We start from the raw sequence: 24,581 nt of genomic DNA, 5'->3' as shown, positions 1-24,581 counted from the left end.
TCGGCCGCTCGACTTAGCGTGTCCTAAGCCACATGGGATGTCTGACGGCCACGGCGCGGCCAGGGCGCGGCCACGGCGCGGACGCGGCGCGGCCACGGCGCGAACGCGGCGCGAACGCGGCCGCCGTCGTGGGGCAGAATTGGAGGGTGACTGATTCCCAAGCTCCCCTGTCCCTGCCCGACGCCGCCGCCCAGGAGGCCCGCATTGCCGCCGCGATTGCCGCCGAACTGGGCGTGCGGGCCGCGCAGGTCCGCGCCGCCGTGGCCCTGATGGACGACGGCGCCAGCGTCCCGTTCATTGCCCGGTACAGGAAGGAAGCCACGGGGACCCTGGACGACGCCCAGCTGCGCACCTTGGAGGAGCGGCTGCGGTACCTGCGGGAGCTCGAGGCCCGGCGGCGCACCGTGCTGGAGACCATTCACGGGTTGGGAAAGCTAACGCCGGAACTTCGTGTCGCCGTTGAGGCTGCTGCGAGCAAGTCCGACCTTGAGGACCTCTACCTCCCTTACAAGTCCACGCGGAAAACCAAGGCCGACGCCGCCCGCGAAGCCGGGCTGGAGCCCCTGCTGGACTCCCTGTTGGCGAACGCGGCGCTGGCCCCGGCCGTCACCGCGGACGGTTTCCTGAACGCCGGGCACGGCATTGCCACCGCCGACGACGCCCTGGCCGGCGCCCGGGCCATCCTGATCGAGCGCGCCGGGCAGGACGCCGCCCTGGTGGGTGAATTGCGCGAACGGTTGTGGAAAACCGGCCGGCTGCGCTCCTCCGTCAAGGCCGGGAAGGCGTCGGAAGGCGAAAAGTTCAAGGACTACTTTGACTTTGCCCAGCCACCGCACACGCTGCCCAGCCACCGCGTGCTGGCGCTGCTGCGCGGCGAAAAGGAGGGCGTGCTGACCCTGGACCTGGCGGAAACGGACACGCGCGACGCCGACGCTCACGCAGCCGCCCGCGCCCGTTATGAAAGTGCCGTGGCCCACTCCCTGGGCATTGCCGAATCCGGCCGTGCCGCGGACGCCTGGCTCATGACCGGTGCCCGGCTCGCCTGGCGCACCCGCATTCTGACCCGCCTTTCCGTTGACCTGCGCGTGCGCCTGTTCCAAAGCGCCGAAGAGGAATCCGTGCGCGTGTTTGCGGCGAACCTGCGGGACGTGCTGCTGGCGGCACCCGCCGGAAACAAGGCAACCCTCGGCCTGGACCCGGGCCTGCGGACAGGCACCAAGGTGGCCGTGGTGGACGGCACCGGCAAGGTCACCGCCACCGACACCGTTTACCCGCACGCCCCCGCGAAGCGCTGGAACGAGGCCCTGGCAACGCTGGCGGGCCTGGCGGAAAAGCACCAGGTGGAGCTGATCGCCATCGGCAACGGCACGGCCAGCCGGGAAACCGACAAGCTGGCGGCCGAACTAGTTGCCGAATTGAAGCGCCGGAATCCGGGGCGCAAGGTCACCAAGCTAGTGGTGTCCGAGGCCGGCGCCTCCGTCTACTCCGCGTCCGCCCTGGCCGGCGCCGAACTGCCCGGCATGGACGTCTCGCTGCGCGGCGCCGTGTCCATCGCCCGGCGCCTGCAGGACCCCCTCGCCGAGCTGGTGAAGATCGACCCGAAATCCATTGGCGTGGGCCAGTACCAGCACGACCTCACCCCGGCCAAGCTGGAACGCTCGCTGGACGCCGTCGTGGAGGACTGCGTCAACGCCGTGGGCGTGGACCTGAACACGGCGTCGCCCGCGCTCCTGGCGAGGGTGGCCGGCGTCGGGCCCCTGCTCAGTGAAAACATCGTGGCGCACCGCAATGAAAACGGGCCCTTCAGCAAGCGCTCGGAACTGAAAAAGGTGGCGCGGCTGGGCCCCAAGGCCTTTGAGCAGTGTGCCGGATTCCTGCGGATCACCGGGGGAGCGGAGCCCCTGGACGCCTCCAGCGTGCACCCCGAGGCCTACGGCGTGGCGCGCAAAATCCTTGCCGCCGTGGGCGCCGGCAAGGCCGAAATCTCCGGCGGGGTGCCCGCCGTCGCGGCCGTGAACCCGGCGGACTTCGTGGACGGCGCCTTCGGCCTGCCCACCGTGGCGGACATCGTGGCGGAGCTGCAAAAGCCCGGCCGCGACCCCCGCCCCCGCTTCGAAACTGCCACCTTTGCCGACGGCGTTGAAAAGATCACCGATTTGCGCCCCGGCATGATCCTGGAAGGGACGGTGTCCAATGTGGCGGCGTTCGGCGCGTTTGTGGACATCGGCGTGCACCAGGACGGGCTGGTCCACGTCTCCGCCATGAGCAACAGTTTCGTCTCCGACCCCCGGACCGTGGTCAAGTCCGGCCAGGTGGTCCGCGTCAAGGTCCTGGAGGTAGAACCGGAACGCAAGCGGATCTCCCTCACCCTGCGCCTGGATGACCAGCCGGGGGACGCTGCCGCCGGGAAGGGGAAGAACGACGCCGGCTCCCGGACCCCGGCGCGCACCTCGCCGGCCGCCGGGGGCGGCTCCCGCCAGGGTCGGGCAGCGGGGGCCAAGGGCGCGCCGTCACGCACTGCCCCAGCCGCCGCGGCCAAGTCAGCGGCCCCGGCCCCGGCCAACACGGCCATGGCAGAGGCGCTGCGCCGTGCGGGGCTGAAGCCGTAGCGTCATCCACTCATTCAGCGCATGGCACCATTTGCGTGATTTGTCCAGCACTTGTTCGGCATAAGTCACAAACCAGTCATATTGTTGCGCCGTGAAGCGCCGGTCTCGCACACTGGATACAGGTCATGAGCGCCAGCGACAAGCCCCGGCTCGCTGGCCGGCAACCCTCCTTCCGCGGTGGGGTGCCCCGGGTGAAGACCAGGTACCGAACCACCCGGTTTCGGTGCAAGCGCGGGCCGCACAATTCCTTCGGCCCATCACGGCGTCCCTGTGGCGCGGATGGGCCGCACTTATTGCAGGCCTCTAGTGTTTAAGGAGCTCCCATGAGCAATGGTTGGTCATTTGAAACCCGTCAGATCCACGTAGGCCAGGAGCCGGACGCCACCACAGGTGCACGCGCCCTCCCCATCTACCAGACCACGTCCTTCGTGTTCCCGTCCACGGAAAGCGCCGCAGCCCGCTTTGCGCTGGCCGAGCTGGAGCCCATCTACACCCGCATCGGCAACCCCACAACCGACGCCGTCGAGCAGCGCGTTGCCAGCCTGGAAGGCGGCGTTGCCGCCCTGCTGCTGTCCTCGGGCCAGGCGGCCACCACCTTCGCCATCCTCAACTTGGCCCAGGCCGGGGACCACATCGTCTCCAGCCCCAGCGTCTACGGCGGCACGTTCAACCTGCTGGCCCACTCGCTGAAGAAGCTCGGCATCGAGGTCACCTTTGTCTCCGACCCCGACAACCTGGACGAATGGCGTGCGGCCGTCAAGCCCAACACCAAGGCCTTCTTCGGCGAGACCGTCTCCAACCCCCGCCAGGACGTGCTGAACCTCGAGGAGATCAGCACCATCGCCCACGAGGCTGGCGTGCCTCTGATCGTGGACAACACGCTCGCCACCCCGTACCTGATCCGCCCCCTCGAGTGGGGTGCCGACATCGTCATCCATTCCGCCACCAAGTACCTCGGCGGCCACGGCACGGCCATCGGCGGCGTGATTGTCGACGGCGGCAAGTTTGACTTCGCCGCGGATCCGGAAAAGTTCCCCGGCTTCAACACCCCTGACGAGACCTACAATGGGCTGGTCTACGCCCGCGACCTCGGCGTCGGCAGCGCCCTGGGCGCCAACCTGGCCTACATCCTCAAGGCCCGCGTGCAGCTGCTGCGCGACCTCGGTTCGGCCATCTCGCCGTTCAATGCCTTCCTCATCGCCCAGGGCATCGAGACGCTGAGCCTGCGCGTGGAGCGCCACGTCAGCAACGCCGTCAAGGTCGCACAGTGGCTGGAAGCGAATGAAAACGTGGAGGCCGTTGCGTACTCAGGCATCCCGTCCAGCCCCTGGTTTGAGCGCGGACGCAAGTACGGCCCCAAGGGGACCGGCGCCATCGTCTCCTTCGACATCAAGGGCGGGCTGGAGGCCGGCAAGCGCTTCGTTGACGGCCTGGAACTGCACTCGCACGTTGCCAACCTCGGAGATGTGCGTTCGCTGGTGATCCACCCTGCCTCCACCACCCACGCCCAGCTCAGCGAGGAACAGCGGCTCGCAGCCGGCGTCCGCCCGGGGCTGGTGCGCCTGTCCGTGGGGCTGGAGGGTGTGGACGACATTATTGCCGACCTTGAAGCAGGTTTCCGCGCAGCAAAATCGTCCGTGAACTAAGTGGCCCATGTGAGTCCAGGTGCAGCGGAGCGGAACGTGTTTACCCCTGACATCGAAACCGGCGAATCCGGACCATCGGACAGTTCCTGGCAGGCCGCCGTCGGCCAGGGCGGCGGCCTCCTGCGCTCGGTCGGCATCGGTTCACTGGAACTGGAGGCCGGAGGGTCACTGCCCTCGGTCACCATGGCCTATGAATGCTGGGGGACGCTGAACGCGGCCGGCAGCAATGCGGTGCTCATCCAGCACGCGCTGACGGGCAGCACACACGTCAGCCGCGGGGATTCGGAAGAGAACGGCTGGTGGGAGGGCCTGGTCGGCCCCGGCGAGGTGATCGACACCGATCAGTATTTCGTGGTGTGCGCCAACATGCTGGGCGGCTGCTACGGCACCACCGGCCCCTCCAGCATTGCCGGCGACGGCGCCCCGTACGGCTCCCGCTTCCCGTTCGTCACCATCCGCGACTCGGTCCACGCGGAGGCCCGGCTGGCGGACCAGCTGGGCATCACCTCCTGGCACGCCGTCATTGGCGGGTCCATGGGAGGCGCCAGGGCCCTGGAGTGGGCGGTGACGTTCCCGGAACGGGTCCGGCGGTGCGCCGTGGTGGCGGCCTGTGCCGCCAGCACGGCCGAGCAAATCGCGTTCGCCCAGGCCCAGGTCCTTGCCATCCGCCAGGACCCCAACTTCGCCAACGGGGACTACTACGACGGCGCGGCGCCCACCTTGGGCCTGGGCCTGGCACGGCGCATTGCCCACATCACCTACCGTTCCGAGGCGGAGATGGGGACGCGGTTTGGCCGCAATTCCCAGGCCGGGGAAAACCCCATCAGCCACGGCCGCCTGCGCATTGACGGCGGGAGCCCGGTGCAGGAGCGGTACCAGGTGGAAAGCTACCTGGACCACCAGGCACGCAAGCTGGTGGGCCGCTTCGACGCCAACAGCTACATTGTCATCACCGAGGCACTCATGAGCCACGACGTCGGGCGCGGGCGCGGCACGCTGGAGGAGGCGCTGGCCCGGACGGCCGGCGTCGAATTCCTGGTGGCCGCCGTCAACAGCGACAGGCTGTATTTCCCGGCCCAATCCGAGGAACTGGCGGCGGCGCTGCCCGGCAGCGTTGAAGTGCGCCGGATCGACTCGGCCATTGGCCACGACGGCTTCCTCACCGAGGTGGGGGCCGTGGGCGAATTGCTGCGGGAGCAGTTCTTCACCGATTAGCGTTCCAGTGCCGCTGCGCCTCGGGGCCGTCGATCAGAAGTTGCGGAAAATGGCTTCCCGGTGGGCGGCGTACTGTTCGGCGGTCACCTGGCCGGCCCGGCGGGCGGTGTCAAGGGCGTCAAGCTGCCGCTTGAGCTCGGCCTCGGCCTTCATGCGCTCGTTGGCGAAACCGGTGGTCTGCTGGCCGTGCGCGGCGTCGTAGTTCTTCATGGGCACCCCGTTGAGCAGCGTGCCAACATAAGCGGCCGGCGCCGCCTGGTGGGCGATGCCCTGCTGCCCGGGGCGGCTAGACTGCCCGGGGCGTCCGGCCTGCGCCGGGCGGACGGGTTGGGCTGCATAGGGTGAGGCGTTCCGGGCGCGCTTCTTGCGGCTGGCAGCCTTGGCAAAATTGGCCAGCAGCACTACGGCGATGATGACGAAAACAAGGAAGGGCTGCAGGGAAAAGGATCCGGACTGCGAAGCGGCCACGTCTCCGGCCACCACTGGGTCGAGCAATGTCAGCACAACGCACCTCTTCACGAAGACAGGGCGCGGAATATTCGCGCTTCCATCCATCCTAGTCGGCTTGCCTGCCGTCATACCGGGCAATGCCGCCGAGGGTTCCCTGGCCCGGCCAGCATCACTGTCTTGGTCCGGGATGGGGCAGAGTGCGCGGCGCGGGGTGGTTTCGGGGCGGCTTCGCCGGGCGGTTCGCAAACTTGCCTGTGGGGCAGAAGCCAGGCTGAGTTTGGCCCCCGGTGCACCCGGGGCAAAACTCAGCATGGGTTCTGCCCCAGCGAGAAGTCCATCATGGCCAGTGCTGGGCGGGTGCAGCGTGGCCAGCGCAGGCGGGTGGAGCATTGCCAGTGGGGGGCGGGTGGAGCATTGCCAGTGCGGGGGGCGGTCAAGCACATCACGCGCAGAGGACTGTGCTTCGCCCGGCCCAGCACCGAGTGACGCTCCATCACCTTTCGGGGTGTTTTTGCCAACCCTCCCTCATCAACTGCGGGACGGTGCGCAGGAGGTGCCCCGGTTGGAACCGAGCGTCAGGGAAAAGACCGCAGAAAGTGATGCCGCGTCGGGGAAAAGACCGCAAAAAGTGATGGAGCGTCGGGGGAAAAAATTCAACGGGGATTCGGAGGGAGTTCGGACCCGGCACCCAACGGCACCGCTTAATGTGGCCCATGTCGCAGGTCCAGGCACCTCAGCCGGCTGGGGACAGCGTCCTGCGGTCGACCCCGCCGTTGGTGGACGCTGACCATAGTGGACCCGGCCCAACTCATGGTTGCCCTGGACTCTACCGTCGCCAACATCGCACTCCCGTCCGCCCAGCACGACCTCGGCTTTTCCAGCGGCGAACGGCAGTGGGTCATCACCGCGTACTCGCCTGCCTTCGGCAGCCCGCTGCTGCTCGGCGGCCAGCTCTCGGACGTCGTGGGTCCTAAACGCACATTCATGGCCGGGCTGCTCTTCCGGCGCCGGGGCCCGCAATCAGGCCTAAGCCCCGGCCCCGCCCGGCATTCCGGGCCCGAACACCGGGCCGGGCGTGGGCCGTTTCGGTGAGATGCCATCGCCGGATGACTGGTGGCGCAGGCGGCGCAGCACCCAGGGAACCAGGTATTCGCGGGCCCAGACCAGGTCCTCGGCACGGGCCGCCTGCCACTTTTGCGTGGGGAGGGGTTCCGGGCGCTGGGGCAGCAGCTGGTGGGGAACGTTCAGAGCGTCCAGGGCCATGATGGCGATGGTGTGATGGCCCAGCGGGGCGAAGTGAAGTCGGTCCGCGGACCACATTTGCGGGTTCGTGAGGGCCCGCAGGGACCACATGTCCGCGATCACGGCGTCGTGCCGGGCGGCGACGGTGCGCAGGTTTTCGTTATAGATGGCCACCCGGCCGCGCACCATGCCCAGTACAGGGGTGTCGCGGATGTCGGGCCCGTTGAAGAGCAGCACGGTGGCCCCGGCTGCGGACATCGCACCGACGGCGGCGTCGAGCTTTTCGGCCAGGGCGTCCGGATCGGAACCTGGCCGGATAAGGTCGTTGCCGCCGGCGGAAATGCTGATCAAATCCGGCTTGAGGGCCAGGGCCGGCTCCAGTTGTTCGGCCAGGATCTGGGTCAGGAGGCGCCCGCGAATGGCCAGGTTGGCGTAGCGGAAATCGTCCCTGTCCCGGCTCAATTCCTCCGCGAGCCTGTCCGCCCAGCCGCGATGCCCGCCGGGGCTGTGGGGCTCGGGATCGCCGATGCCCTCGGTAAAGGAGTCGCCCATGGCCACATAGCGGTTCCAGGGGTGGCGGGCGATGACTGCCGTGCCCGCAGCTTCGATATTTTCAGATGCCGTTGAATCACTCACCCTCCCATCCTGCACTTTGACCACGTGGTTGCGCCACCTTGCGCCACCTTGCGGTTCCGCCAAGCCGGTTCGAAAGGGGCCGGGCCGGCATGGAAAGATGGGGCGCATGATTGATTCCCCCACCGTCATTTGGTCCCGCCTCGCCGATCAGCGCGCCGGAACGCCCCTCCTTGTCATGTTTCACGGCTACGGCGCCGATGAGGAGGACCTTTTTGGCCTGTCCGCCCAGCTTCCGGCAGAATTCACGGTGGCCTCCGTCCGCGCCACGCAGCAGGCCGGACCGGGCTACGCCTGGTTCCCGCTGAGCAATGACCTCTCCTACACCCTGGACGGCGTCACCGAAGCGGCTGCGGAGGTCGAGCAGTGGCTGGATTCGGTGCGCCAGGAGCATTCCTCCGTCACCCTGCTGGGCTTTTCGCAGGGCATGTGCATGGCCACCAGCCTCCTGCGGCACCGGCCCGCAGACTACGCCGCCGTCGTCGGGCTTTCTGGTTTTGTAGTGGAAGCGGACGGGAATCCGTGGTTTGACGATGCCGCCACGGCTGCTGCCAGGCCCGAGATCTTTTGGGGGCGCGACCAGGCCGACCCCGTCATTCCGCAGACGTCCGTTGAATACACCAACACGTGGCTGCGCGCCCACACCAAGCTCACAAAGGTGCTCTACACGGGGATTTGGCACGGCATCAACGCCCAGGAAATGGCGCACGTGGGCGAGTTCCTCCAGCTGAAGGTGCTCAACGCCGGGTAAGCACGACGCCGGCACCCGGCCTGCGCGCTCGGCTTCCCTTGCGCTGTGGCAGGGTTGGGCGGGACGGGTTGCTCAGGCCCCGGTAGTGATGCGGACGGTTTCGCCGTTGACGCTCACGGTGTCTCCGTGGTGCAGCTGGCGCCCGCGGCGCTCATCGATCTCGCCGTTGACCTTGACCAGGCCGTTCTTGATGAGCTCGGCTGCCTCCACGCCGTCCTCCACCAGGCTGGCCAGCTTGAGGAGCTGTCCCAGGCGGATCATGTCGTCGCGGATGGGGATGTCAATGATCTCGTGTGAACTCATGGGTCAATTGTGCCGCACTGACTGGCTGCCGCAGACACGGCCGGAACCGAGCCAGACCATCGGCCAAATTCCGGCAGGGTTTTGGAACGTCGAGGGGCGCAATCAAGTGCTGCGGCGCTACGGTTGAAAGCAAGACAGCAGCGACATTAATACCCGAGGAGTGCCACCCATGCCGACAACCGGCGCATTGATTGTCAGCGGCTACACCGAGGCGGGCTACGGAGCCGGGCCCGGCGTGCAGCGCTTTGCCCTGCAGGACGACGGTACCGTGGGGGAGCGGACCGCGGAGGCAGCCGGAGTCCGCAATGCGTCATTCCTGGCCGGCGCCGGCGGGGTGCTGCTTGCCGTCGAGGAGCTGAAAGACGGCACGGTCGCCGCCCTTGATCCCGAAACGCTTGCGGTCCTGGGGCGGGCATCCACCGGTGGGGCCGACCCCTGCCACGTGATCCACCTGGGCGGGAGTGTCTGGGTGGCCAACTATTCGTCCGGGACGGCTGCGGTGCTGCCGCTGGCCGCGGTGCTGGAAGGGGCCCAGCCAGGCACTGAGCCCGGCAGTGAGGCCGGCACCGCACGGCCGGAGCTGCTCAGCCACCCTGGTTCCGGGCCCGTCACCGGACGGCAGGGGGAGTCCCACGCGCACCAGGTGACGGCCACGCCGTGGGGCACAGTGCTCGTGTCGGACCTGGGGGCCGACAGGGTGGACGTCTACTTTGCGGATTCGCGCGTGCTGGCTGACTCTGCGGAACTGCCGCCGGGCACGGGGCCCCGCCACGTGTCGCTGAAGCGCGGATTCATGTTCGTGGCGGGTGAACTGGACGGACACCTGCACGTGCTCCGACGTGCGGAAATGGCACCGGGCAAGGGGACGGGACACTTCTGGCGGTGGCTGTTCAAGGTGCCCCTTGCGCCGACCGAAGGGGAGATTGGGCTGGCCAAGGAGTTCTTCCCTTCCCACATCCAGCTCTCGGAGGACGGCACCAAGCTCTACGCCGCCGTCCGCGGGCCCAACACGCTGGTGGTGCTGGACGTTTCGGGCGTGGAAGGGGATTCGCCCCGGCCGCCGGTATTTCTCAACCTCGTGCCCTCAGGCGGCAACTGGCCCCGTCACTTCGCCGTGGCGAACCACAAGATCTACGTGGCCAACCAGCTCTCCAACAATGTTGCCGTCTTCGACCTCGACGAAAACGGCCTGCCCGGTACCGAACCGGTCCAAACAGTGGCATTCGGCAGCCCTACCTGCGTCGTGCTTGCCTGACCCCTGCCCAAGGTGAGCAGGCGGCGCAAGCCGGGGGCCGGCGTCGTACATCATCCGCCGGCCAACTTCTCTGTGGGGCAAAACCCGCGGTGGGTTGTGCCCCGGGTGCACCGGGGGCAAAACTCGGGCTGGGTTTGGCCCCAGGGAGAAGTGCAGGCGCGGGACTCAAGCCGGGTTCACCGCCCGCCGGAGCAATTCCTGCCCCGCGCCACGGACCGGTAGGCTAGTCCACGGACGGACCGCACCCAGCGGCCTCGTAATTATTAGGAGTACTCTGTGGCCCCCCAATCCAAGCTTGACCAGGTCATTTCCCTCGCGAAGCGCCGCGGCTTTGTGTTCCAGGCCGGTGAGATTTACGGTGGATCGCGGTCGGCCTGGGATTACGGCCCCCTCGGCGTGGAGCTGAAGGAAAACATCAAGCGCGAATGGTGGCAGTCGTTTGTGCGGGGCCGCGAGGACATGGTGGGCCTGGACTCCTCCATCATCCTGCCCAAGGCCGTGTGGGAGGCATCCGGCCACGTGGAAACCTTCACCGACCCGCTGGTGGAGTGCACCCAGTGCCACAAGCGCCACCGCCAGGACCACCTCATCGAGGCGTATGAGGCAAAGAAGAAGCGCCCGCCCGAGAACGGCATGGATGACATTGTGTGCCCCGACTGCGGCACCAAGGGCCAGTGGACCGAACCCCAGCTGTTCTCCGGCCTGGTCAAGACGTACCTTGGCCCGGTGGATGCCGCCGCAGGGCTGTTCTACCTGCGGCCGGAAACCGCCCAGGGCATTTTCGTGAACTTCAACAACGTGCTCACCACCTCCCGGAAGAAGCCGCCGTTCGGGATCGGCCAGATCGGCAAGGCGTTCCGGAACGAGATCACCCCCGGGAACTTCATCTTCCGCACGCGTGAATTTGAGCAGATGGAAATTGAGTTCTTTGTGCCCGGCGAGGACGCTGATAAGTGGTTCAAGGAATGGGTCGAGCTGTGCTGGGACTGGTTCGTGGACCTGGGGATCAACCCGGAAAACATGCGCCGCTTCGACGTCCCCGAGGACGAGCGCGCCCACTACTCCGCCGGCACCATTGACTTTGAATACCAGTTCGGCTTCAAGGGCTCCGGCTGGGGCGAGCTCATGGGTGTTGCAAACCGCACCGACTATGACCTGAGCTCCCACACGAAGGGTTCCGGCACCGAGCTGAACTACTTCAACCAGGCCACGGGCGAACGTTTCACTCCCTACGTCATTGAGCCTTCCTTCGGCCTCACCCGCTCCATGATGGCCTTCCTGGTGGATGCCTATGTTGAGGACGAGGCCCCCAATGCCAAGGGTGGCGTGGACAAGCGCACCGTGCTCAAGCTGGACCCGCGCCTGGCCCCCGTCAAGGCCGCAGTGCTCCCGCTCTCCCGCAACGAGGAGCTCTCACCCAAGGCCAAGGACCTCGCCAACCAGCTGCGCAAGCACTGGAACATCGAGTTTGACGACGCCGGCGCCATCGGCCGCCGCTACCGCCGCCAGGACGAGATCGGCACGCCGTTCTGTATCACCGTTGACTTCGACACGCTCGAAGACAACGCCGTGACCATCCGCGAGCGCGACACCATGAGCCAGGAGCGTGTCTCCCTCGACAAGGTCCAGGCGTACCTCGCTTCCCGCCTCCTGGGTGCCTAGGAATGGCTGAACTTTCCTTCCGGCCGTGGCGCGACGGCGACGACCTGGCCCTGCGGGAAATCTGGGGCGACGCCGAGTCCGCTGCGGCCGGGGCGTTCCGCGCCGCGCTGGCACCGGAATCCGACCGTGGCCCGTGGCGGCGCACCATTGTGGCCGAGGACCAGGGCATCCCGGTTGCGGCAGCGGTGGTGTATTCCACCACGCTGCACCCGGCGCGCCTGTGGGCCTACGTGGAAGTTGCCACGGACCACCGCCGCGCCGGCGTGGGCGCCACCCTGCTGACCATGCTGCGCGCTGAAGCGGCCGCCGCTGTTGCCTCCGGCCTGGCAGGCACGACGGCGTTGCGCACCAAGGTTGCCCCCGGCACCTCAGGCGCCGGCTTTGCGTCGGCGATGGGGTTGGCTGTGCTGCAGCGGAACAGGGTGGTGGAGGTGGGCCCCGGCGCGCTGAAGCTGCCGGTGTTCGGCTCCGGCACCGAAGAGGAGGCCACCGCACGAGTGCAGGATTTGGCCACCGGTTCGGTGGAGCTGACCGACATTGTGGGCCGCTACTACGAGGCAGTGAACCAGTGGGACCCCACCGGCACGCTGTCCCCGGGCACGGTGCAGCGGATGTTCCTGGACGACCTCACGGGCGCCCACGGGGCCCTGGTGCTCCGCGCCGAACCGGCCAGCGCGTTCGGTTCCGATGTGCAGCCCAGCAGGAAGGGGCGCATCGAGGCGTTTGCCGTCAGCTACTCCCAGGGGCATGTGGTGCCCGGGGAGCCTGATGCACCGGCCCAGGCGTCCGAGGTTTTTCTCGGCGTGGAGCCCTCGCTGGGTCATGACGCTGCAGTCCAGGCCGTCTACGACCTGCTGGCGCTGATCACCCACCAGTACCCGGTACTGCTGGAGCTGGACGACTCCATGGAGGCACTGGCCGCCGTGGTCAACCCCATGATCGAGGTGGGAGCAGCCAAGGTTCGCGGTGACGAAACGTTCGTCGTCGGGGAGTAGCCCGCCCCCGTTGAGGAGTGATAACACTACCTCCCCCTGCCTAGCCGAAGGATCTTGACAGCCATGGGCCACACCCATTCGCACGGTGACGACTCCCTGTTGAACCGCTCCGAGCTGCGGCGGCGCCAGGTGGTCCGCCGTCGGGCCGTAGTGCTGCTGGGGTGGATCCTCATCCCGCTGGCAGTCCTGACAGTGGCCGCAATGGTGATGCTGTGGCCCGGCGGCGGCACCTCCGCGCCCTCGGCAGGAAATCCTTATGCGGCGGCGCCCGGCGCCTCGTTCGCCACCGGCACGGTGCAGCGGACCGTTGCGGAAGACTGCCCGGGCGCAGCGGGCCAAAAGTGCCTGACGGCGTACGCGGCCGTCAAGGGCGGTGCCGCGGTCCCCGTCATGGTCACCCCGGACATTGTCCAAGCCCGCGGCGTGAAGGCGGGCGAGGACATCCGGTACCTCAAGCTGCCCCAAGCCTCTGCGGGCGTGGCGCCCATGGGCCCGCAATATGTGTTCATCGACTTTGTCCGCACGGTGCCACTGGGCCTGCTGGCCTTCCTCTACGCCGTGGTGGTGGTGGCTGTGGCCAGGTGGCGGGGGCTCCGGGCCATGCTGGGGCTGGGCGGCGCCTTTGCCGTGCTGGCGTGGTTCATCCTGCCGGCCCTGGCTGAAGGGAAACCTCCCCTCCTGATTGCAGTGGTCGGGTCGTCCGCGATCATGTTTGGCGTGCTGTACTTCGCCCACGGCTTTTCCGCCCGCACGTCCACGGCCCTTTTGGGCACCCTATTCGGTTTAGGGGCGACGGCGGCACTGGCCGGCTGGGCCGTTGATGCGGCCGCGCTGACCGGAACCAAGGGCGACAACGCCTACCAGCTGTTGAGCCTGACGAACGGCATGTCGCTCTCGGGAATGATCCTGTGCGGGCTCATCATCTCGGGGCTGGGCGTGCTCAACGACGTCACCATCACCCAGTCGTCCGCAGTGTGGGAACTGTACGAACTGGCCCCACGGACTGGCGCGCGGGAATTGTTCACCTCCGCCATGCGCATTGGCCGGGACCACATCGCCTCCACCGTCTACACCATCGCGTTTGCCTATGCGGGCGGGGCGCTGCCGGTGCTGCTGATTGTTTCCCTGTATGACCGCCCGCTCATCGACACACTCACCAGTGCGGAACTGGCCGAGGAAGTGGTCCGCATCCTGGTCGGTTCCATTGGCCTGGTCCTGGCCATTCCGGTCACGACGGCGGTGGCGGTCGCCGTCGTCAAGGCCACTGGCAGAAGCACCGAACCCCACCCCGCTTAAACCGACGCTCGGTTGCAATCGGGGCACTTTTACGGAACGCTTCCGCACAATTGCAACCGAGGGTCGGGGAAAACACCCCTGTTTGCAACCGAGGGTCGGAGAAAACACCCCCGTTTGGAACCGAGGGTCGGTGGGAGGGGCCGGTGGTTGGGGGCTGCTGGCGCCGCCGGGCACTCCTCGCCTCGCTGGGCATATTCCGGGTATTCCCTGTGAAAATCCTGGAATGGCGTCTGAGGCCGGAACGGGCATGGGACGATCGAATCCTGGCCCCCTTGCGTCCGGGGCCCTGAGGAGACTTGCATGGAACCCAACAAGAACATCGATGCCGCACGCCAAAAGGCCGCGGGAGTACTTGCCGCACAGAAGGCCAGGGAACGGCGCAACCGCATCCTGACCTGGTCCGGTGTTGGAGTTGGCGTGATCGCGGTGGCCGTTGTGGTGGGGGTCGTGGCCGGCACCAGCGGCGGTGGAAATGCCCAGGCAGCCGCCAGCAAGAGCGCAACCACGGCCGTTTCAGCGGCCCAGGGATCCACACAGGCACCGCCGTGGGCCGCTCCGGCCGACGCCTCGGCCCGGGCCCAGGCGGCCGGGCTGTCCATGCTGACGGCCGAAGGCACGGCCGAACACATCCACACCCATCTCAGCATCACCGCCGACGGCAAGGCAGTCACGGTGCCGGCCGACATCGGCATAGACCTCAACGCCCAACTGATCTCGCCCCTCCACACACACGACACCACCGGCATCATCCACGTGGAATCGCCCGTGGTGAAGCCCTTCAACCTGGGCGAAGTGTTCACGGAATGGAATGTGGCGCTCTCCGCCGGCCAGGTGGGCTCCTACGGCACCTCCGGCGGCTACACCATCACCACGTTCGTGAACGGCAAGCAGCGCGCGGGCGACCCCGCCTCGATCCAACTCGCCAACCACGAGGATGTTGACATCGTCATCACCAAGGGAACAGCCACGGCCTCCGCGCCCGCCGCGTTCACCTGGCCCGCCGGGTACTGACCCCGACGGCCCCCGTCCGCCAGCCGAAGCCCCGCCGCCTACTGCATGGTGAAACGGCGGGCCACGGCGTTGTTCAGCCCGGGATTCCGCAGAGCCCAGGCCACGGCCGCGTTGCGCACTGACAGGAACGACGCCGGCTGGGGGCGTCCCAGCGCCATGTTCAGTCCCGCCAGGCGCGAGGCCCGCCGCGCAGCGGCCATCCTGCCCTGCTGGTACCTTTCCAACAGGCGGCCCGTGGGCCGGCCGGCCAGGGCAGCCGCCATGATCGGCGCGAGGGCAGCAGCGTCCAGCCAGCCCAGGTTCATGCCCTGGCCCCCGATGGGGCTGATCTGGTGCGCGGCGTCGCCCACCAGCACCACCCTGCCCTGCACCAGCCGAACGGCCAGCCGGGACCGCACACCAAACGCACTGAGCATGCTATTGGCGCCCGGATCCACGGCAACGCCCGTCCGCCGGAACACATGCCCGGCCAGGCAGTCCGCGGTGGCGCCGTCAAGGAGAACATCCGTGTGCACCACCCACCGGCGCAGCCCGCCCGGCAGCGGGAAGGACTCCACAATTCCTGCCGGCTCCAAATAAAGTACGGCCGTGGCGCCGTCCGCGCCCGAGTCGGGGAAGTCGCCCATGAGGTACGTGTCGGGGTAGTCGCGGCCCCTGGTGGGGATGCCCAGTTCCCGGCGGACGGTGGAGTGCGCGCCGTCGGCCCCCACCGCCAGCCGGGCCCGCGTGACTCCGCAGTCACCCGCACCGCTGCCAACCGCATGGCTGCCACCCGCCTCTCCCGCCCCGGCGGAAGGCGAGGTGTGCAGCGTGACGTGACTTCCGGCGTCGTGCACGGAATCGACCCGGACACCGCGCCGGAGGGCGCCGGGGGCCAGGCTGCGGAGACGCGCCTCGAGAATGGCCTCCGTGCGGGCCTGCTTGAGGGTCAGGATGAACGGGCTCGACGGCGACGCCGCGGCGAAGGACACTCCCTGGACCAGGCGTCCCCGGCTCCGCGCAATGCCGTTGCGGATGGGCAGGCCCTCGGCCGTCAGCGCCCCCGCCACGCCGGCCTCCCGGAGTGCGGAGAGCGCCGGCGGGTGGATCCCGATGGCGCGGGAATGCGGACTCGGGCTGCTGCGCTGTTCCAGGATGGTCACGTCCAGGCCCTGCTGAAGCAGCAGAATCCCCAGGTACAGGCCCACGGGCCCTGCTCCGACAATGGCGACGTCGGCCATGGCAGCTCCCGCAGGGCCCCGGGCGTCAGCCATGAGCGCCGCCGGGACGGAAGGTCAGCAGGTTGCGGTACGGGCGTTCGGGCTGCACGTCCCAGCCAGGCCGGGCGGCGGCGAGCAACTCGGCGCCCGTGTAGCTGCGCCGAATGGAGGCGAGGCCGTCGCGGCGGATGAACGATCCCGGGAAGAATGGCAGCGTCCCGGCCCAAAACAGGGCGTACGCGGCGGGGCTGCGGGCAATATCGCAGTGGATTGCGGCCCGCCGGGCCAGCATTTCGGAATCTGCCAGCAGGCCCTGGAGTTCGGCGGGCGAGAGGTGGTGGAGCATGTGGTTGGAAATCACCAGGTCAAAGGTGGCCCCTTCGCGGACCAGCCCGGAGCTGTACGCCTTTCGGTACGTGACCCCGGTGCCTGGCTGCGCTGTGGCAAAGTCCAGGGCACGCTGGTCCGGGTCGATCGCTGTGACCTCGAGCAGCAGCGCATCGCGTTCCGCCCATCCGGCCAGCTTCCGGGCGATGTCCCCGCCGCCGCAGCCAATGTCCAGGATCGTGGTGGGCGCATCGGGGGACAGGAGTGGGCGGATCCGGTGCCGGTACACGCCGTGCCAGCCGGACACCACAGCATTGACCAGCTTGAACTGTGCGTAGGTGCGTGCCAGCCGGACAGGGTCGCAGTCCGGCCGGTCCATTTCCTCCACGGCGTCCGGGTCCCGCTCCGACAGGAAGCGCAAGGCGTCAGGCCCGGGCGGCGCTGCGGGCCGCCGCGCCAGCCGCCGCGCCAGCCGCCGCGCCAGCCGCCGCGCTGGCTGTCTCGGCGCCCAGCCCGGGGGACACCTTGGTGAACAGCCCCGTTTCCACCGTAAGCCCCGGGCCAAAGGCCATGGCGCAGATGCTTTCCGACTCGGCGGTGGCGGCCTGGTCCAGGATGTGCTTGAGGACGAACATCACGGTGGCGCTGCTCATGTTGCCGTAGTTGCGCAACGTTTCCCGCGAGGGCACCAGCTGATCGGGGGTGAGCTGCAGCTTGGCCTCCACCTTGTCCAGGATGCTGCGCCCGCCGGGATGGATGGCCCAGTGCCGGATCTCGCTGTACGGCAAGGCCGCCAGGCCGGGCTCATGGGCCAGCAGGGGTTCCAGCGCCCCCACAATGTGCTCATCAATGATGCGCGGCACGTAACTGTCCAGGACCATCTCAAAACCCTGGTCGCCAATGTTCCACGCCATGGAATCCTCACCCACCGGCGTAAGCACGGTCTCAAAGTGGTCCAGCACCACCACCGGCCGTGTGGCCGGAAGCTCGCGTGCCGTCACGACGGCGGCCGCCGCCCCGTCGGCAAACAGCGACGAGCCCATGATGGTGTCCGGGTTGTTGGAGGTCCGCACGTGCAGGGAACACAGTTCGGCCGACACCACCAGCACCACGGCACGGGGATCCGCCTCGCAAAACGCCTTGGCCGCCCGCAGGGCCGGGAATGCCGCGTAGCATCCCATGAACCCGAGGTGGTAGCGCTGCACCGAAGCGTCAAGACCCAGCGCACGGACGATCTTGTAATCCGGCCCCGGGTTGAAAAAGCCTGTGCAGGAGACGGTGATGACATGCGTGACATCGGCCGGGGACACGCCGTCGCACTTTTCCACGGCCCGGGATGCGGCCTCGATGAACAACGCGGTGGCCTCCACGGTGAACAGCTCGTTGCGCTCCCTGGTACTGGGGGTGAGCAGGAGTCCTTGGCCGGCGTCGAAGAACACGGGCGCGCCGTCCCCCTGGTAATCCAGCGACATTTCGGCGACGGCCGTGTGCCGGGTGTCGATGGCGGCCGAGTCAAAGCAGGTCCGCACCAGCCGCTGGCCCAGCCGGGTCAGGCCGGGCTGGGCGGCAAACACGTCGCGGGCTTCAGGCTGGAGCAGGATGGTGGGCGGGACTGCGGTTTCCAGGGACCTCAACGTGACCGTCATGGTCCATTCTTAGGCGCTGCGGGTGAAGAACACAATGCCTGCCTCCCCGACGGCGGGCGGTCATGACAAATGTCATGGGGAGCCCGTGACAGCCGTGTGGGGGCTCCCTGGCCTTCGGCCGGAAGAATTATTCCAATGGCCCCGTCGGGCCGAACCCAACACAGCAAGAGGCAGCGCATCATGACCCAGCAACTCCCATACCTTGCCCTGGCGGCGGCAGCATTGGCATGGATTCTCTACCGCCAACTCAGTGTCCGGCCCGTCCGGGAAAACCGGCCCTACCTGCTCATGCTGGTGCTGGGCGTGGTGGGCATCGGCCAGATTGCGGCCGTGGCGGGGCATGCCGCGATTCCGGCGGCCGCGTACCTGGCCATGGGCGCCGGACTCGTCTCGGCTGCCGCCGTCGGCTGGTGGAGGGGCAGCCTGATCCGCGTCTGGCGCGACGGCGGCACGCTGCTCCGGCAGGGCAACTGGACCACCGTGGCACTGTGGATCGCGGGCCTCGCCATCCACCTGGGCCTGGACCAGGTGGGGGTTTTCCTGGCCCCGGCCGCCGAGCGGGCTGGAGCACAGGCCCTCGGGACCACCTCCATCATGCTCTACCTCAGCATTGCACTGGCGGCCCAGCGCTTCGGCACGCTGTCCCGGGCCCGGGCCGCCGCGCCAGCCGCTACGGCCGCCCTGACGTCCGCCGCCCAGCCGGCCGCACGCATCCATCATTGACCGATCCTGAAGGAGACTCACCATGACCGTTCCCGCCACGCAGGCGCACAACCGACAGGGCAGCACCCTGCCACGGGGCGCTGCGCCCGATCCCACCGGCCCGCTCGCCGTGGACGCCACAGGTTTGCACAAGTCCTTCGGAACCCACTCGAAGACCGTCCACGCCGTCAACGGCATCGACCTGCAGATCCGCCCGGGCGAGGTGGTGGCGTTCCTTGGCCCCAACGGCGCGGGCAAAACCACCACCATCGACATGCTGCTGGGCCTTTCCAAGCCCGACGCCGGCAGCCTCGCCATCTTCGGCATGGCGCCCCGGGCAGCCATCGCCCACGGCCTGGTCAGCGCCGTCATGCAAACCGGCGGGCTCCTGAAGGACCTCACGGTGCGTGAAACGGCAGCCCTCACGGCGTCGCTCTTTGCCCAGCACCAGCCCGTGGACGAAGTCCTGGACCGCGCGGGCATCCTCGACGTCGCGGGCCGGCGGGTGGAAAAGTGCTCGGGCGGCCAGCAGCAGCGGCTGCGCTTCGCCATGGCCCTGCTCTCCGATCCGGGCCTGCTGATCCTGGACGAGCCCACCACCGGCATGGACGTGGAGGGGCGGCGGGACTTTTGGCAGGCCATCCGTGCCGACACCGCACGGGGCCGCACCGTCATCTTTGCCACCCACTACCTGGAGGAGGCGGATGCCTACGCGGACAGGATTGTGCTGGTGCGCCGCGGGAAGATCGTGGCGGACGGGACGGCGGCTGAAATCAAGAACCTCGCCTCAGGACGCACCGTGCTCGCCACGGCGGACAATGCAGACGCAGCCGCGCTCGCCGCCCTGCCAGGCGTGGACTCGGTGCAAGTCCAAGGCGAAAGGCTGGCCATCCGCACCAAGGATTCCGACGCCGTGGCGAGGTACCTGCTCAACTCCACGAACGCCGTCGACCTTGAAATCACCTCCCACAACCTTGAGGACGCCTTCGTGGCCCTCACCGGGGACGCGGACGCCGCAGCCGAAATAACAGGGACAGAAAGCAAAGGAAAGTAACCGCCATGACCACAGCACTGCCCGCAACAGGGCACGCCCGCAACGTCCCGCCCTTCGGCGGCCTCAACCCCACCCTGCTCGGCATCGAGATCAAGCGGCGCTTCCGCAACCGCCGCACCCTGTTCTTTACCGTCGCCTTTCCCATCGTCATGTTCCTGGCCTTTGGGCTGCAATTCCGGGACACGTCCATCGAAACCGGCCGCACCGTGGCCCAGGGCGCACCGTCCGTGGTCGCGTTCATCATGATTTCCATGGCCGTCTATGGAGCCATGATGGCCTCCACCTCAGCCGGCGGGGCCGTGGCCATTGAACGCCAGCTCGGCTGGAGCCGGCAGCTGCGCCTCACCCCGCTGCATCCCGTGGCGAACATCTTCGTAAAAATCCTCGGCGGGCTTTCCATCGGCCTGCTGGCCGTGCTGGCCACCTTTGCCACGGGCCTGGCCATCGGCGTGCGGCTGCCCCTGCACGTGTGGATTGTGGCCGGGACTGCCGCGTGGCTGGGATCCCTCGTCTTCACCGCCATGGGCCTGATGGTGGGCTACCTCGTCCCCAGCGAAAACGTCATGCAGTTCATGGGCCCGGCGCTGGCATTCCTGGCCTTCTTCGGCGGCCTGTTCCAGCCCCTGGACACCATGGCCAAGCCCCTGCAGGACATCGGCGTGTGGACCCCCACCTACGGGCTCGGTGAAATTGCCCGGTCCCCGCTGACAGGGGATGCCTTCAACTGGCTCGCCGTGGGCAATGTCATCCTCTGGCTGGCCGTCTTCGGGATCGGCGCCGCACTCGCCTTCCGCCGCGACACCCAGCGGGTGTGAGTGCGGGAGCAGCCCCGCCCCGGCCGGGAAAGCATACAGTGGGCCTTATGGCATCAATGGCAAGCAACGGACCCGGGGAATCGGGCTGGTTCCCTGCCACGGACCACGTCCCCTCCATCCGGGAGCTGGCGGCCGGGCGCGGGCCCCGCCGCTGGTTCATTGCCGCGGGCATCTCCGGCCTGATCCTGCTGCTCAGCAGCGGTTGGGGCGCCGCGGCCGGGGAGCGCAACCCTTGGGTCAACGCCCTGCTCTGGGTCCACATGCTGGTGTTCGTGGCCGTTTTCATGGTGGGGCCGCCCATGGGGTGGTACCGCAGCCAACGGTTCAAGGCCTTCCTCGCCCTGGGCTTCTTCGGCATCAGCGTGGCATTTTTCGCCTACCCGGACGCTGCGGTCGGCACCACGTGGCTGTGGACGTTCGTGTCGGTGTTCGTCGGCAGCCAGGGCCACCCCCGCACCCTTGCCTTGGCCGCCATTATCGCCTTGTCGGGGGGATCCTTCGCCATCAATGCAGCGGCCGGCGCGGAGCCTGCCAATGCCTTCTCCCAGGCGGCCACCATCGGCTCACTGGGCCTGATGATGATGGCCTTCTCCCGGCAGCTGGCCACCATCCGGGAACTGCGCCAGACCCAGCATGAACTGGCCGCGCTGGCCGTCCGGGAGGAACGCAGCCGCGTGGCCCGGGACATGCACGACATCCTGGGGCACTCCCTGACTGTCATCGCCGTCAAGGCTGAACTGGCCGGGCGGCTGCTGCCCACCGCCCCCGACAAGGCCGCAGCGGAAATTGCCGACCTTGAAGACCTGGCCCGCGGCGCCCTGGAGGATGTGCGCGCCACCGTGGGCGGGTACCGCGGCGTCAACGTCCTCACCGAGCTGGCCAGTGCCCGCACCGCGCTGGCCGCGGCCGGGATCGAGGCCGAACTGCCCGGGGCCGCCGATTCCGTGCCCGCCACCTCACGCGAACTCTTTGGCTGGGCCCTCCGCGAAGGCATCACCAACGTCATCAGGCATGCCGGCGCCAGCTGCTGCAGGGTCACCCTGTCCGCGCGCTTCCTCCAGATTGACGACGACGGCGCCGGCCCCTCCGCGGAACCCGGCACCTTGGGTGCCGCCCCGGCAGGGGACGGGCGGGTGGCCGGAGACGGCCGCCCCGCCGGCAGCGGACTCAACGGCCTGGCGGAGCGGGCTGCCGCGGCCGGCGCCACGCTTGAGTTGGGCCGCTCCGCCCTGGGCGGCTTCCGGCTGAGGCTGAGCCTGTGATCCGGCTGGTGATAGCTGACGACCAGGCCCTGGTCCGGGGCGCGCTGGCCGCGCTCCTGGGCCTGGAAGCGGACATCGAGGTGGTCGCAGAGGTGGGCCGGGGGGATGAGGTGGGCGCCGCCGTCGTCCTTCACCGGGCCGACGTGGCACTGCTGGACGTGGAAATGCCGGGGCTGGACGGGATTGCCGCAGCGGCCAAGCTGCGCCTCGACGCGCCGGACTGCCGCGTGCTGATGGTCACCACCTTTGGCCGGCCGGGGTACCTGCGCCGTGCCATGCAGGCAGGGGCCAGCGGGTTCGTGGTCAAGGACACCCCGGCAAGGCAGCTGGCGGACGCGGTGCGGAAGGTCGCCGCAGGGCTGCGAGTGGTGGATCCGGCGCTGGCAGTGGAGAGCATGACCTCCGGCGACAGCCCGTTGACGGAACGGGAAACCGACGTGCTCCGGGCGGCAGGCGGCGGCGGAACGGTGGAGGACATTGCCGCGGCCACCTTTCTGACCGAAGGGACGGTGCGCAACTATCTTTCCAGCGCCATGGGCAAGACGGGCGCCCGGACCCGTGCGGAAGCAGTGCACATTGCGCAGGAAAACGGCTGGCTGCTCTGACCTCTGCGGAACCCGCCGTGATTGGTGGTTCACAGGCGCCCCGGCCTAGGATGGGGGGACGCCCTCCTGTGCCGCAACCGCTTGCAACTTATCCCCTGGTCGCAGCGGACCATTGCAGCAAAACCTTTGTCGCGGACACGGTCGACGGGCCCGGAATGGATGGAGGTGGGAGGCACGCATGGACGACGGACCTAGTCGAACTACCGCCCCGCGCGAGCCACACCTGTACCCAGGGGACGCCAGCTGACGGCAGATTTGCCCGTCACGGTGGGCTGCGCGGCTGCGCGCACCAGACCACCCACCCCTTTTGCACACCGCCTTTGCAGCCACCGCGACTGCAGCCACTACGGCTACCGCCACCCCGGCTACCGCCGCGGCAGGCCGGCGTGTGCCCCCCACCGGAGGGAACCGGACCATGATCAAGTCCCCAACGCAGACCTTTGACGCCAGCGCCGAGCTCCTGGGCAGGGCCCTGGGAGCCAATGATGTTGCCGGCGTTTCCCGCGTGCTGCAGGCCCTGGACCTGGCTGAAACGCTGGAGCAGCTGGAACGCCTGAGCACCATCCAGCGGGCCCTGGCCTACCGTACCCTGTCCAAGGACCGGGCGCTGGAGGTCTTTGAACGCCTCGACGCGGCACTGCGGGCCGACCTCGTTTCCGGCCTGCAGGAAGCAGACGTTGCCGAGGTTTTTGCGCAACTGAGCCCGGATGACCGCGTGGCCCTGCTCGATGAGCTGCCGGCCTCCGTGGCGCACCGCCTCATCTCCGGTCTGGATGAAAGGGAGCGCGCGCTCACCAGCACCGTCCTGGGTTATCCGCAGCGTTCCGTGGGCCGATTCATGAGCCCGGAATTCGTCACGACCCATCCCATGCTGACGGTGCGGGAAACGTTCGCCCGCGTCCGCGCCCACCTCGACGACGCAGAGAGCGTCTACACGATTCCAGTGACCGACGGCGGCCGCCACCTGGTGGGGGTCGTGTCCCTGCGTGACGTGCTCCGGGCTGAAGAGTCGCAGCTGGTTGCCGACATCATGAAGACGCCGATGAGCGTGCCGGCCACCTTGGACGCGGAGCACGCCGCGCGGTACTGCGCCGATGCCAAGGTGCTGGTGCTGCCCATTGTCGACGCCGAGGACCGCCTGGTCGGGATCCTCACGGTAGACGACGCACTGGTGATCCTGGAAGAGGCGGAAAGCGAGGACGCGGCGCGCTCCGGAGGCACCGAGCCGCTCCGCCGCCCATACCTGGCCACCCCTGTCGGCAGCATTGTCCGGGCCCGAGTGGTGTGGCTGCTGGTGCTGGCCCTGGGCGCCACGCTGACCGTCCAGGTCATTGGCGCGTTTGAGGCCACGCTGGAACAGCAGGTGGTCCTCTCCCTGTTCATCCCGCTGCTGATCGGCACCGGCGGCAACACGGGCAACCAGGCCGCCACCACCATCACCCGTGCGCTGGCGCTGGGGGACGTGCGCCCCCGCGACGTGTTCAAGGTCTTTGCCCGTGAAGTGCGCGTGGGGGCCTTCCTGGGCCTGCTCCTGGGCGCCCTTGGGTTCGCGATTGCCTCCATCGCGTTCACGGTGCCCATCGGCCTGGTCATTGGGCTGACGCTGCTGGGCGTGTGCACCATGGCGGCCAGCATCGGCGGACTCATGCCGCTGCTGGGCAAGGCAGTCAAGGCCGATCCGGCAGTGTTCTCCAACCCGTTCATTTCCACGTTTGTGGACGCCACCGGGCTGGTGATCTACTTCCTCATCGCCACCAGCATCCTCGGCCTCTGACCCCCGCACCGACCCTCCCTCACCTTTTGCGCCCTCCCCACCGACCCTCCCTCATGTCTCGCGGGGATTCCTGCGACCCTCCCTCATCATGCGGCAGCGGAGTGGCCGGAGGGGCGCTGAACCGGCGAG

The 24,581-nt window shown here is 68.2% G+C and carries 22 protein-coding genes and 1 riboswitch; of the genes, 16 read left to right on the top strand and 6 right to left on the bottom strand.

The window, feature by feature from the left end:
- The first annotated feature begins 146 nt into the window (after window positions 1-146).
- From G6N77_RS00985 to metX, 3 genes are all read left to right on the top strand, one after another.
- Window positions 147-2,609: a Tex family protein gene (locus G6N77_RS00985; protein ID WP_306987441.1), complete on the top strand. Its 2,463-nt coding sequence runs from the start codon at window positions 147-149 to the stop codon at window positions 2,607-2,609.
- A gap of 121 nt (window positions 2,610-2,730) precedes the next feature.
- Window positions 2,731-2,847: riboswitch (SAM riboswitch) on the top strand.
- Between the two features lie 85 nt (window positions 2,848-2,932).
- Window positions 2,933-4,255 (top strand): bifunctional o-acetylhomoserine/o-acetylserine sulfhydrylase, encoded by a 1,323-nt coding sequence (locus G6N77_RS00980; RefSeq protein ID WP_165180121.1) that lies wholly within the window; start codon window positions 2,933-2,935, stop codon window positions 4,253-4,255.
- Between the two features lie 120 nt (window positions 4,256-4,375).
- Window positions 4,376-5,470, top strand: a complete 1,095-nt coding sequence (metX, locus tag G6N77_RS00975; protein WP_205677892.1) for a homoserine O-acetyltransferase MetX — start codon at window positions 4,376-4,378, stop codon at window positions 5,468-5,470.
- Window positions 5,471-5,503: 33 nt separating this feature from the next.
- On the opposite strand, the gene G6N77_RS00970 is transcribed toward metX, so the two are convergent.
- Window positions 5,504-5,989 carry a hypothetical protein gene (locus G6N77_RS00970; protein WP_165180120.1) on the bottom strand — a complete coding sequence of 162 codons (486 nt, stop codon included), beginning with the start codon at window positions 5,987-5,989 and terminating at the stop codon, window positions 5,504-5,506.
- A gap of 723 nt (window positions 5,990-6,712) precedes the next feature.
- On the opposite strand from G6N77_RS00970, the gene G6N77_RS00965 reads away from it, so the two are divergent.
- Window positions 6,713-7,012, top strand: coding sequence for an MFS transporter (locus tag G6N77_RS00965; RefSeq protein WP_165180119.1), 300 nt, complete (start codon window positions 6,713-6,715; stop codon window positions 7,010-7,012).
- Here G6N77_RS00965 and G6N77_RS00960 read toward each other — a convergent pair.
- Complete coding sequence (locus G6N77_RS00960) at window positions 6,947-7,798, bottom strand: SGNH/GDSL hydrolase family protein (protein WP_262454680.1); 852 nt, start codon at window positions 7,796-7,798, stop codon at window positions 6,947-6,949. The genes G6N77_RS00965 and G6N77_RS00960 overlap by 66 nt on opposite strands.
- 106 nt (window positions 7,799-7,904) lie before the next feature.
- Between G6N77_RS00960 and G6N77_RS00955 the strand changes: the two genes are divergently transcribed.
- The gene (locus G6N77_RS00955; protein ID WP_240901563.1) at window positions 7,905-8,546 is read left to right on the top strand and encodes an alpha/beta hydrolase; all 642 of its coding nucleotides are present in this window, start codon (window positions 7,905-7,907) and stop codon (window positions 8,544-8,546) included.
- Window positions 8,547-8,618: 72 nt separating this feature from the next.
- Here the strand turns inward: G6N77_RS00955 and G6N77_RS00950 are convergent, their stop codons facing one another.
- On the bottom strand, window positions 8,619-8,849 hold the full coding sequence (locus G6N77_RS00950; RefSeq protein WP_165180117.1) for an RNA-binding S4 domain-containing protein: 231 nt from the start codon (window positions 8,847-8,849) through the stop codon (window positions 8,619-8,621).
- A gap of 169 nt (window positions 8,850-9,018) precedes the next feature.
- On the opposite strand from G6N77_RS00950, the gene G6N77_RS00945 reads away from it, so the two are divergent.
- The 5 genes from G6N77_RS00945 to G6N77_RS00925 all read left to right on the top strand — a co-directional run bounded on the left by G6N77_RS00945 (window position 9,019) and on the right by G6N77_RS00925 (window position 15,068).
- Window positions 9,019-10,104 (top strand): lactonase family protein, encoded by a 1,086-nt coding sequence (locus tag G6N77_RS00945; RefSeq protein ID WP_165180116.1) that lies wholly within the window; start codon window positions 9,019-9,021, stop codon window positions 10,102-10,104.
- Between the two features lie 276 nt (window positions 10,105-10,380).
- The gene (locus tag G6N77_RS00940) at window positions 10,381-11,766 is read left to right on the top strand and encodes a glycine--tRNA ligase (protein WP_165180115.1); all 1,386 of its coding nucleotides are present in this window, start codon (window positions 10,381-10,383) and stop codon (window positions 11,764-11,766) included.
- A 2-nt stretch (window positions 11,767-11,768) separates the two neighbouring features.
- Window positions 11,769-12,761: a GNAT family N-acetyltransferase gene (locus tag G6N77_RS00935; RefSeq protein ID WP_165180114.1), complete on the top strand. Its 993-nt coding sequence runs from the start codon at window positions 11,769-11,771 to the stop codon at window positions 12,759-12,761.
- A gap of 63 nt (window positions 12,762-12,824) precedes the next feature.
- Window positions 12,825-14,057 carry a YibE/F family protein gene (locus G6N77_RS00930; RefSeq protein ID WP_165180113.1) on the top strand — a complete coding sequence of 411 codons (1,233 nt, stop codon included), beginning with the start codon at window positions 12,825-12,827 and terminating at the stop codon, window positions 14,055-14,057.
- Window positions 14,058-14,357: 300 nt separating this feature from the next.
- Window positions 14,358-15,068, top strand: a complete 711-nt coding sequence (locus G6N77_RS00925; protein WP_165180112.1) for a hypothetical protein — start codon at window positions 14,358-14,360, stop codon at window positions 15,066-15,068.
- 38 nt (window positions 15,069-15,106) lie between these two features.
- Here G6N77_RS00925 and G6N77_RS00920 read toward each other — a convergent pair whose 3' ends face one another.
- Genes G6N77_RS00920 through G6N77_RS00910 form a run of 3 tightly spaced genes read right to left on the bottom strand, consistent with a single transcriptional unit; the run spans window position 15,107 to window position 18,240 of the window.
- Complete coding sequence (locus G6N77_RS00920; RefSeq protein WP_240901562.1) at window positions 15,107-16,321, bottom strand: FAD-dependent oxidoreductase; 1,215 nt, start codon at window positions 16,319-16,321, stop codon at window positions 15,107-15,109.
- Window positions 16,314-17,015 (bottom strand): class I SAM-dependent methyltransferase, encoded by a 702-nt coding sequence (locus G6N77_RS00915; protein WP_165180111.1) that lies wholly within the window; start codon window positions 17,013-17,015, stop codon window positions 16,314-16,316. Before G6N77_RS00915 ends, G6N77_RS00920 begins: the two co-directional genes overlap by 8 nt.
- A gap of 4 nt (window positions 17,016-17,019) precedes the next feature.
- Entirely contained in the window at window positions 17,020-18,240 is a 1,221-nt protein-coding gene (locus G6N77_RS00910; RefSeq protein WP_165180110.1) for a type III polyketide synthase, read from the bottom strand.
- A gap of 180 nt (window positions 18,241-18,420) precedes the next feature.
- Between G6N77_RS00910 and G6N77_RS00905 the strand changes: the two genes are divergently transcribed.
- The 6 genes from G6N77_RS00905 to mgtE all read left to right on the top strand — a co-directional run bounded on the left by G6N77_RS00905 (window position 18,421) and on the right by mgtE (window position 24,452).
- Window positions 18,421-18,963 carry a hypothetical protein gene (locus tag G6N77_RS00905; RefSeq protein WP_165180109.1) on the top strand — a complete coding sequence of 181 codons (543 nt, stop codon included), beginning with the start codon at window positions 18,421-18,423 and terminating at the stop codon, window positions 18,961-18,963.
- A 22-nt stretch (window positions 18,964-18,985) separates the two neighbouring features.
- Complete coding sequence (locus tag G6N77_RS00900; protein WP_165180108.1) at window positions 18,986-19,996, top strand: ABC transporter ATP-binding protein; 1,011 nt, start codon at window positions 18,986-18,988, stop codon at window positions 19,994-19,996.
- Between the two features lie 5 nt (window positions 19,997-20,001).
- Window positions 20,002-20,811 (top strand): ABC transporter permease, encoded by an 810-nt coding sequence (locus tag G6N77_RS00895; RefSeq protein ID WP_165180107.1) that lies wholly within the window; start codon window positions 20,002-20,004, stop codon window positions 20,809-20,811.
- A 47-nt stretch (window positions 20,812-20,858) separates the two neighbouring features.
- Window positions 20,859-22,073, top strand: coding sequence for a sensor histidine kinase (locus G6N77_RS00890; RefSeq protein WP_165180106.1), 1,215 nt, complete (start codon window positions 20,859-20,861; stop codon window positions 22,071-22,073).
- On the top strand, window positions 22,070-22,678 hold the full coding sequence (locus tag G6N77_RS00885; RefSeq protein ID WP_165180105.1) for a response regulator transcription factor: 609 nt from the start codon (window positions 22,070-22,072) through the stop codon (window positions 22,676-22,678). Before G6N77_RS00890 ends, G6N77_RS00885 begins: the two co-directional genes overlap by 4 nt.
- Before the next feature lie 415 nt (window positions 22,679-23,093).
- Window positions 23,094-24,452: a magnesium transporter gene (mgtE, locus tag G6N77_RS00880; protein WP_165180104.1), complete on the top strand. Its 1,359-nt coding sequence runs from the start codon at window positions 23,094-23,096 to the stop codon at window positions 24,450-24,452.
- Window positions 24,453-24,581: the final 129 nt, after the last annotated feature.

Source organism: Arthrobacter silviterrae (assembly GCF_011045165.1).
In the GTDB taxonomy this organism is placed as follows: Bacteria; Actinomycetota; Actinomycetes; order Actinomycetales; family Micrococcaceae; genus Specibacter; species Specibacter silviterrae.
Note: the sequence above shows the minus strand (reverse complement) of the source record. Positions and strands in the feature narration are given on the sequence as shown.

Excerpts from the sequence above, each read along its gene's own strand:
- G6N77_RS00890 (WP_165180106.1), top strand. The coding sequence starts at position 20,859 with ATGGCATCAATGGCAAGCAACGGACCCGGGGAATCGGGCTGGTTCCCT.
- G6N77_RS00900 (WP_165180108.1), top strand. The coding sequence starts at position 18,986 with ATGACCGTTCCCGCCACGCAGGCGCACAACCGACAGGGCAGCACCCTG.
- G6N77_RS00920 (WP_240901562.1), bottom strand. The coding sequence starts at position 16,321 with ATGGCTGACGCCCGGGGCCCTGCGGGAGCTGCCATGGCCGACGTCGCC.
- G6N77_RS00935 (WP_165180114.1), top strand. The coding sequence starts at position 11,769 with ATGGCTGAACTTTCCTTCCGGCCGTGGCGCGACGGCGACGACCTGGCC.
- G6N77_RS00925 (WP_165180112.1), top strand. The coding sequence starts at position 14,358 with ATGGAACCCAACAAGAACATCGATGCCGCACGCCAAAAGGCCGCGGGA.
- G6N77_RS00945 (WP_165180116.1), top strand. The coding sequence starts at position 9,019 with ATGCCGACAACCGGCGCATTGATTGTCAGCGGCTACACCGAGGCGGGC.
- G6N77_RS00895 (WP_165180107.1), top strand. The coding sequence starts at position 20,002 with ATGACCACAGCACTGCCCGCAACAGGGCACGCCCGCAACGTCCCGCCC.
- G6N77_RS00980 (WP_165180121.1), top strand. The coding sequence starts at position 2,933 with ATGAGCAATGGTTGGTCATTTGAAACCCGTCAGATCCACGTAGGCCAG.
- G6N77_RS00910 (WP_165180110.1), bottom strand. The coding sequence starts at position 18,240 with ATGACGGTCACGTTGAGGTCCCTGGAAACCGCAGTCCCGCCCACCATC.
- mgtE (WP_165180104.1), top strand. The coding sequence starts at position 23,094 with ATGATCAAGTCCCCAACGCAGACCTTTGACGCCAGCGCCGAGCTCCTG.
- G6N77_RS00930 (WP_165180113.1), top strand. The coding sequence starts at position 12,825 with ATGGGCCACACCCATTCGCACGGTGACGACTCCCTGTTGAACCGCTCC.
- G6N77_RS00955 (WP_240901563.1), top strand. The coding sequence starts at position 7,905 with ATGATTGATTCCCCCACCGTCATTTGGTCCCGCCTCGCCGATCAGCGC.
- G6N77_RS00950 (WP_165180117.1), bottom strand. The coding sequence starts at position 8,849 with ATGAGTTCACACGAGATCATTGACATCCCCATCCGCGACGACATGATC.
- G6N77_RS00905 (WP_165180109.1), top strand. The coding sequence starts at position 18,421 with ATGACCCAGCAACTCCCATACCTTGCCCTGGCGGCGGCAGCATTGGCA.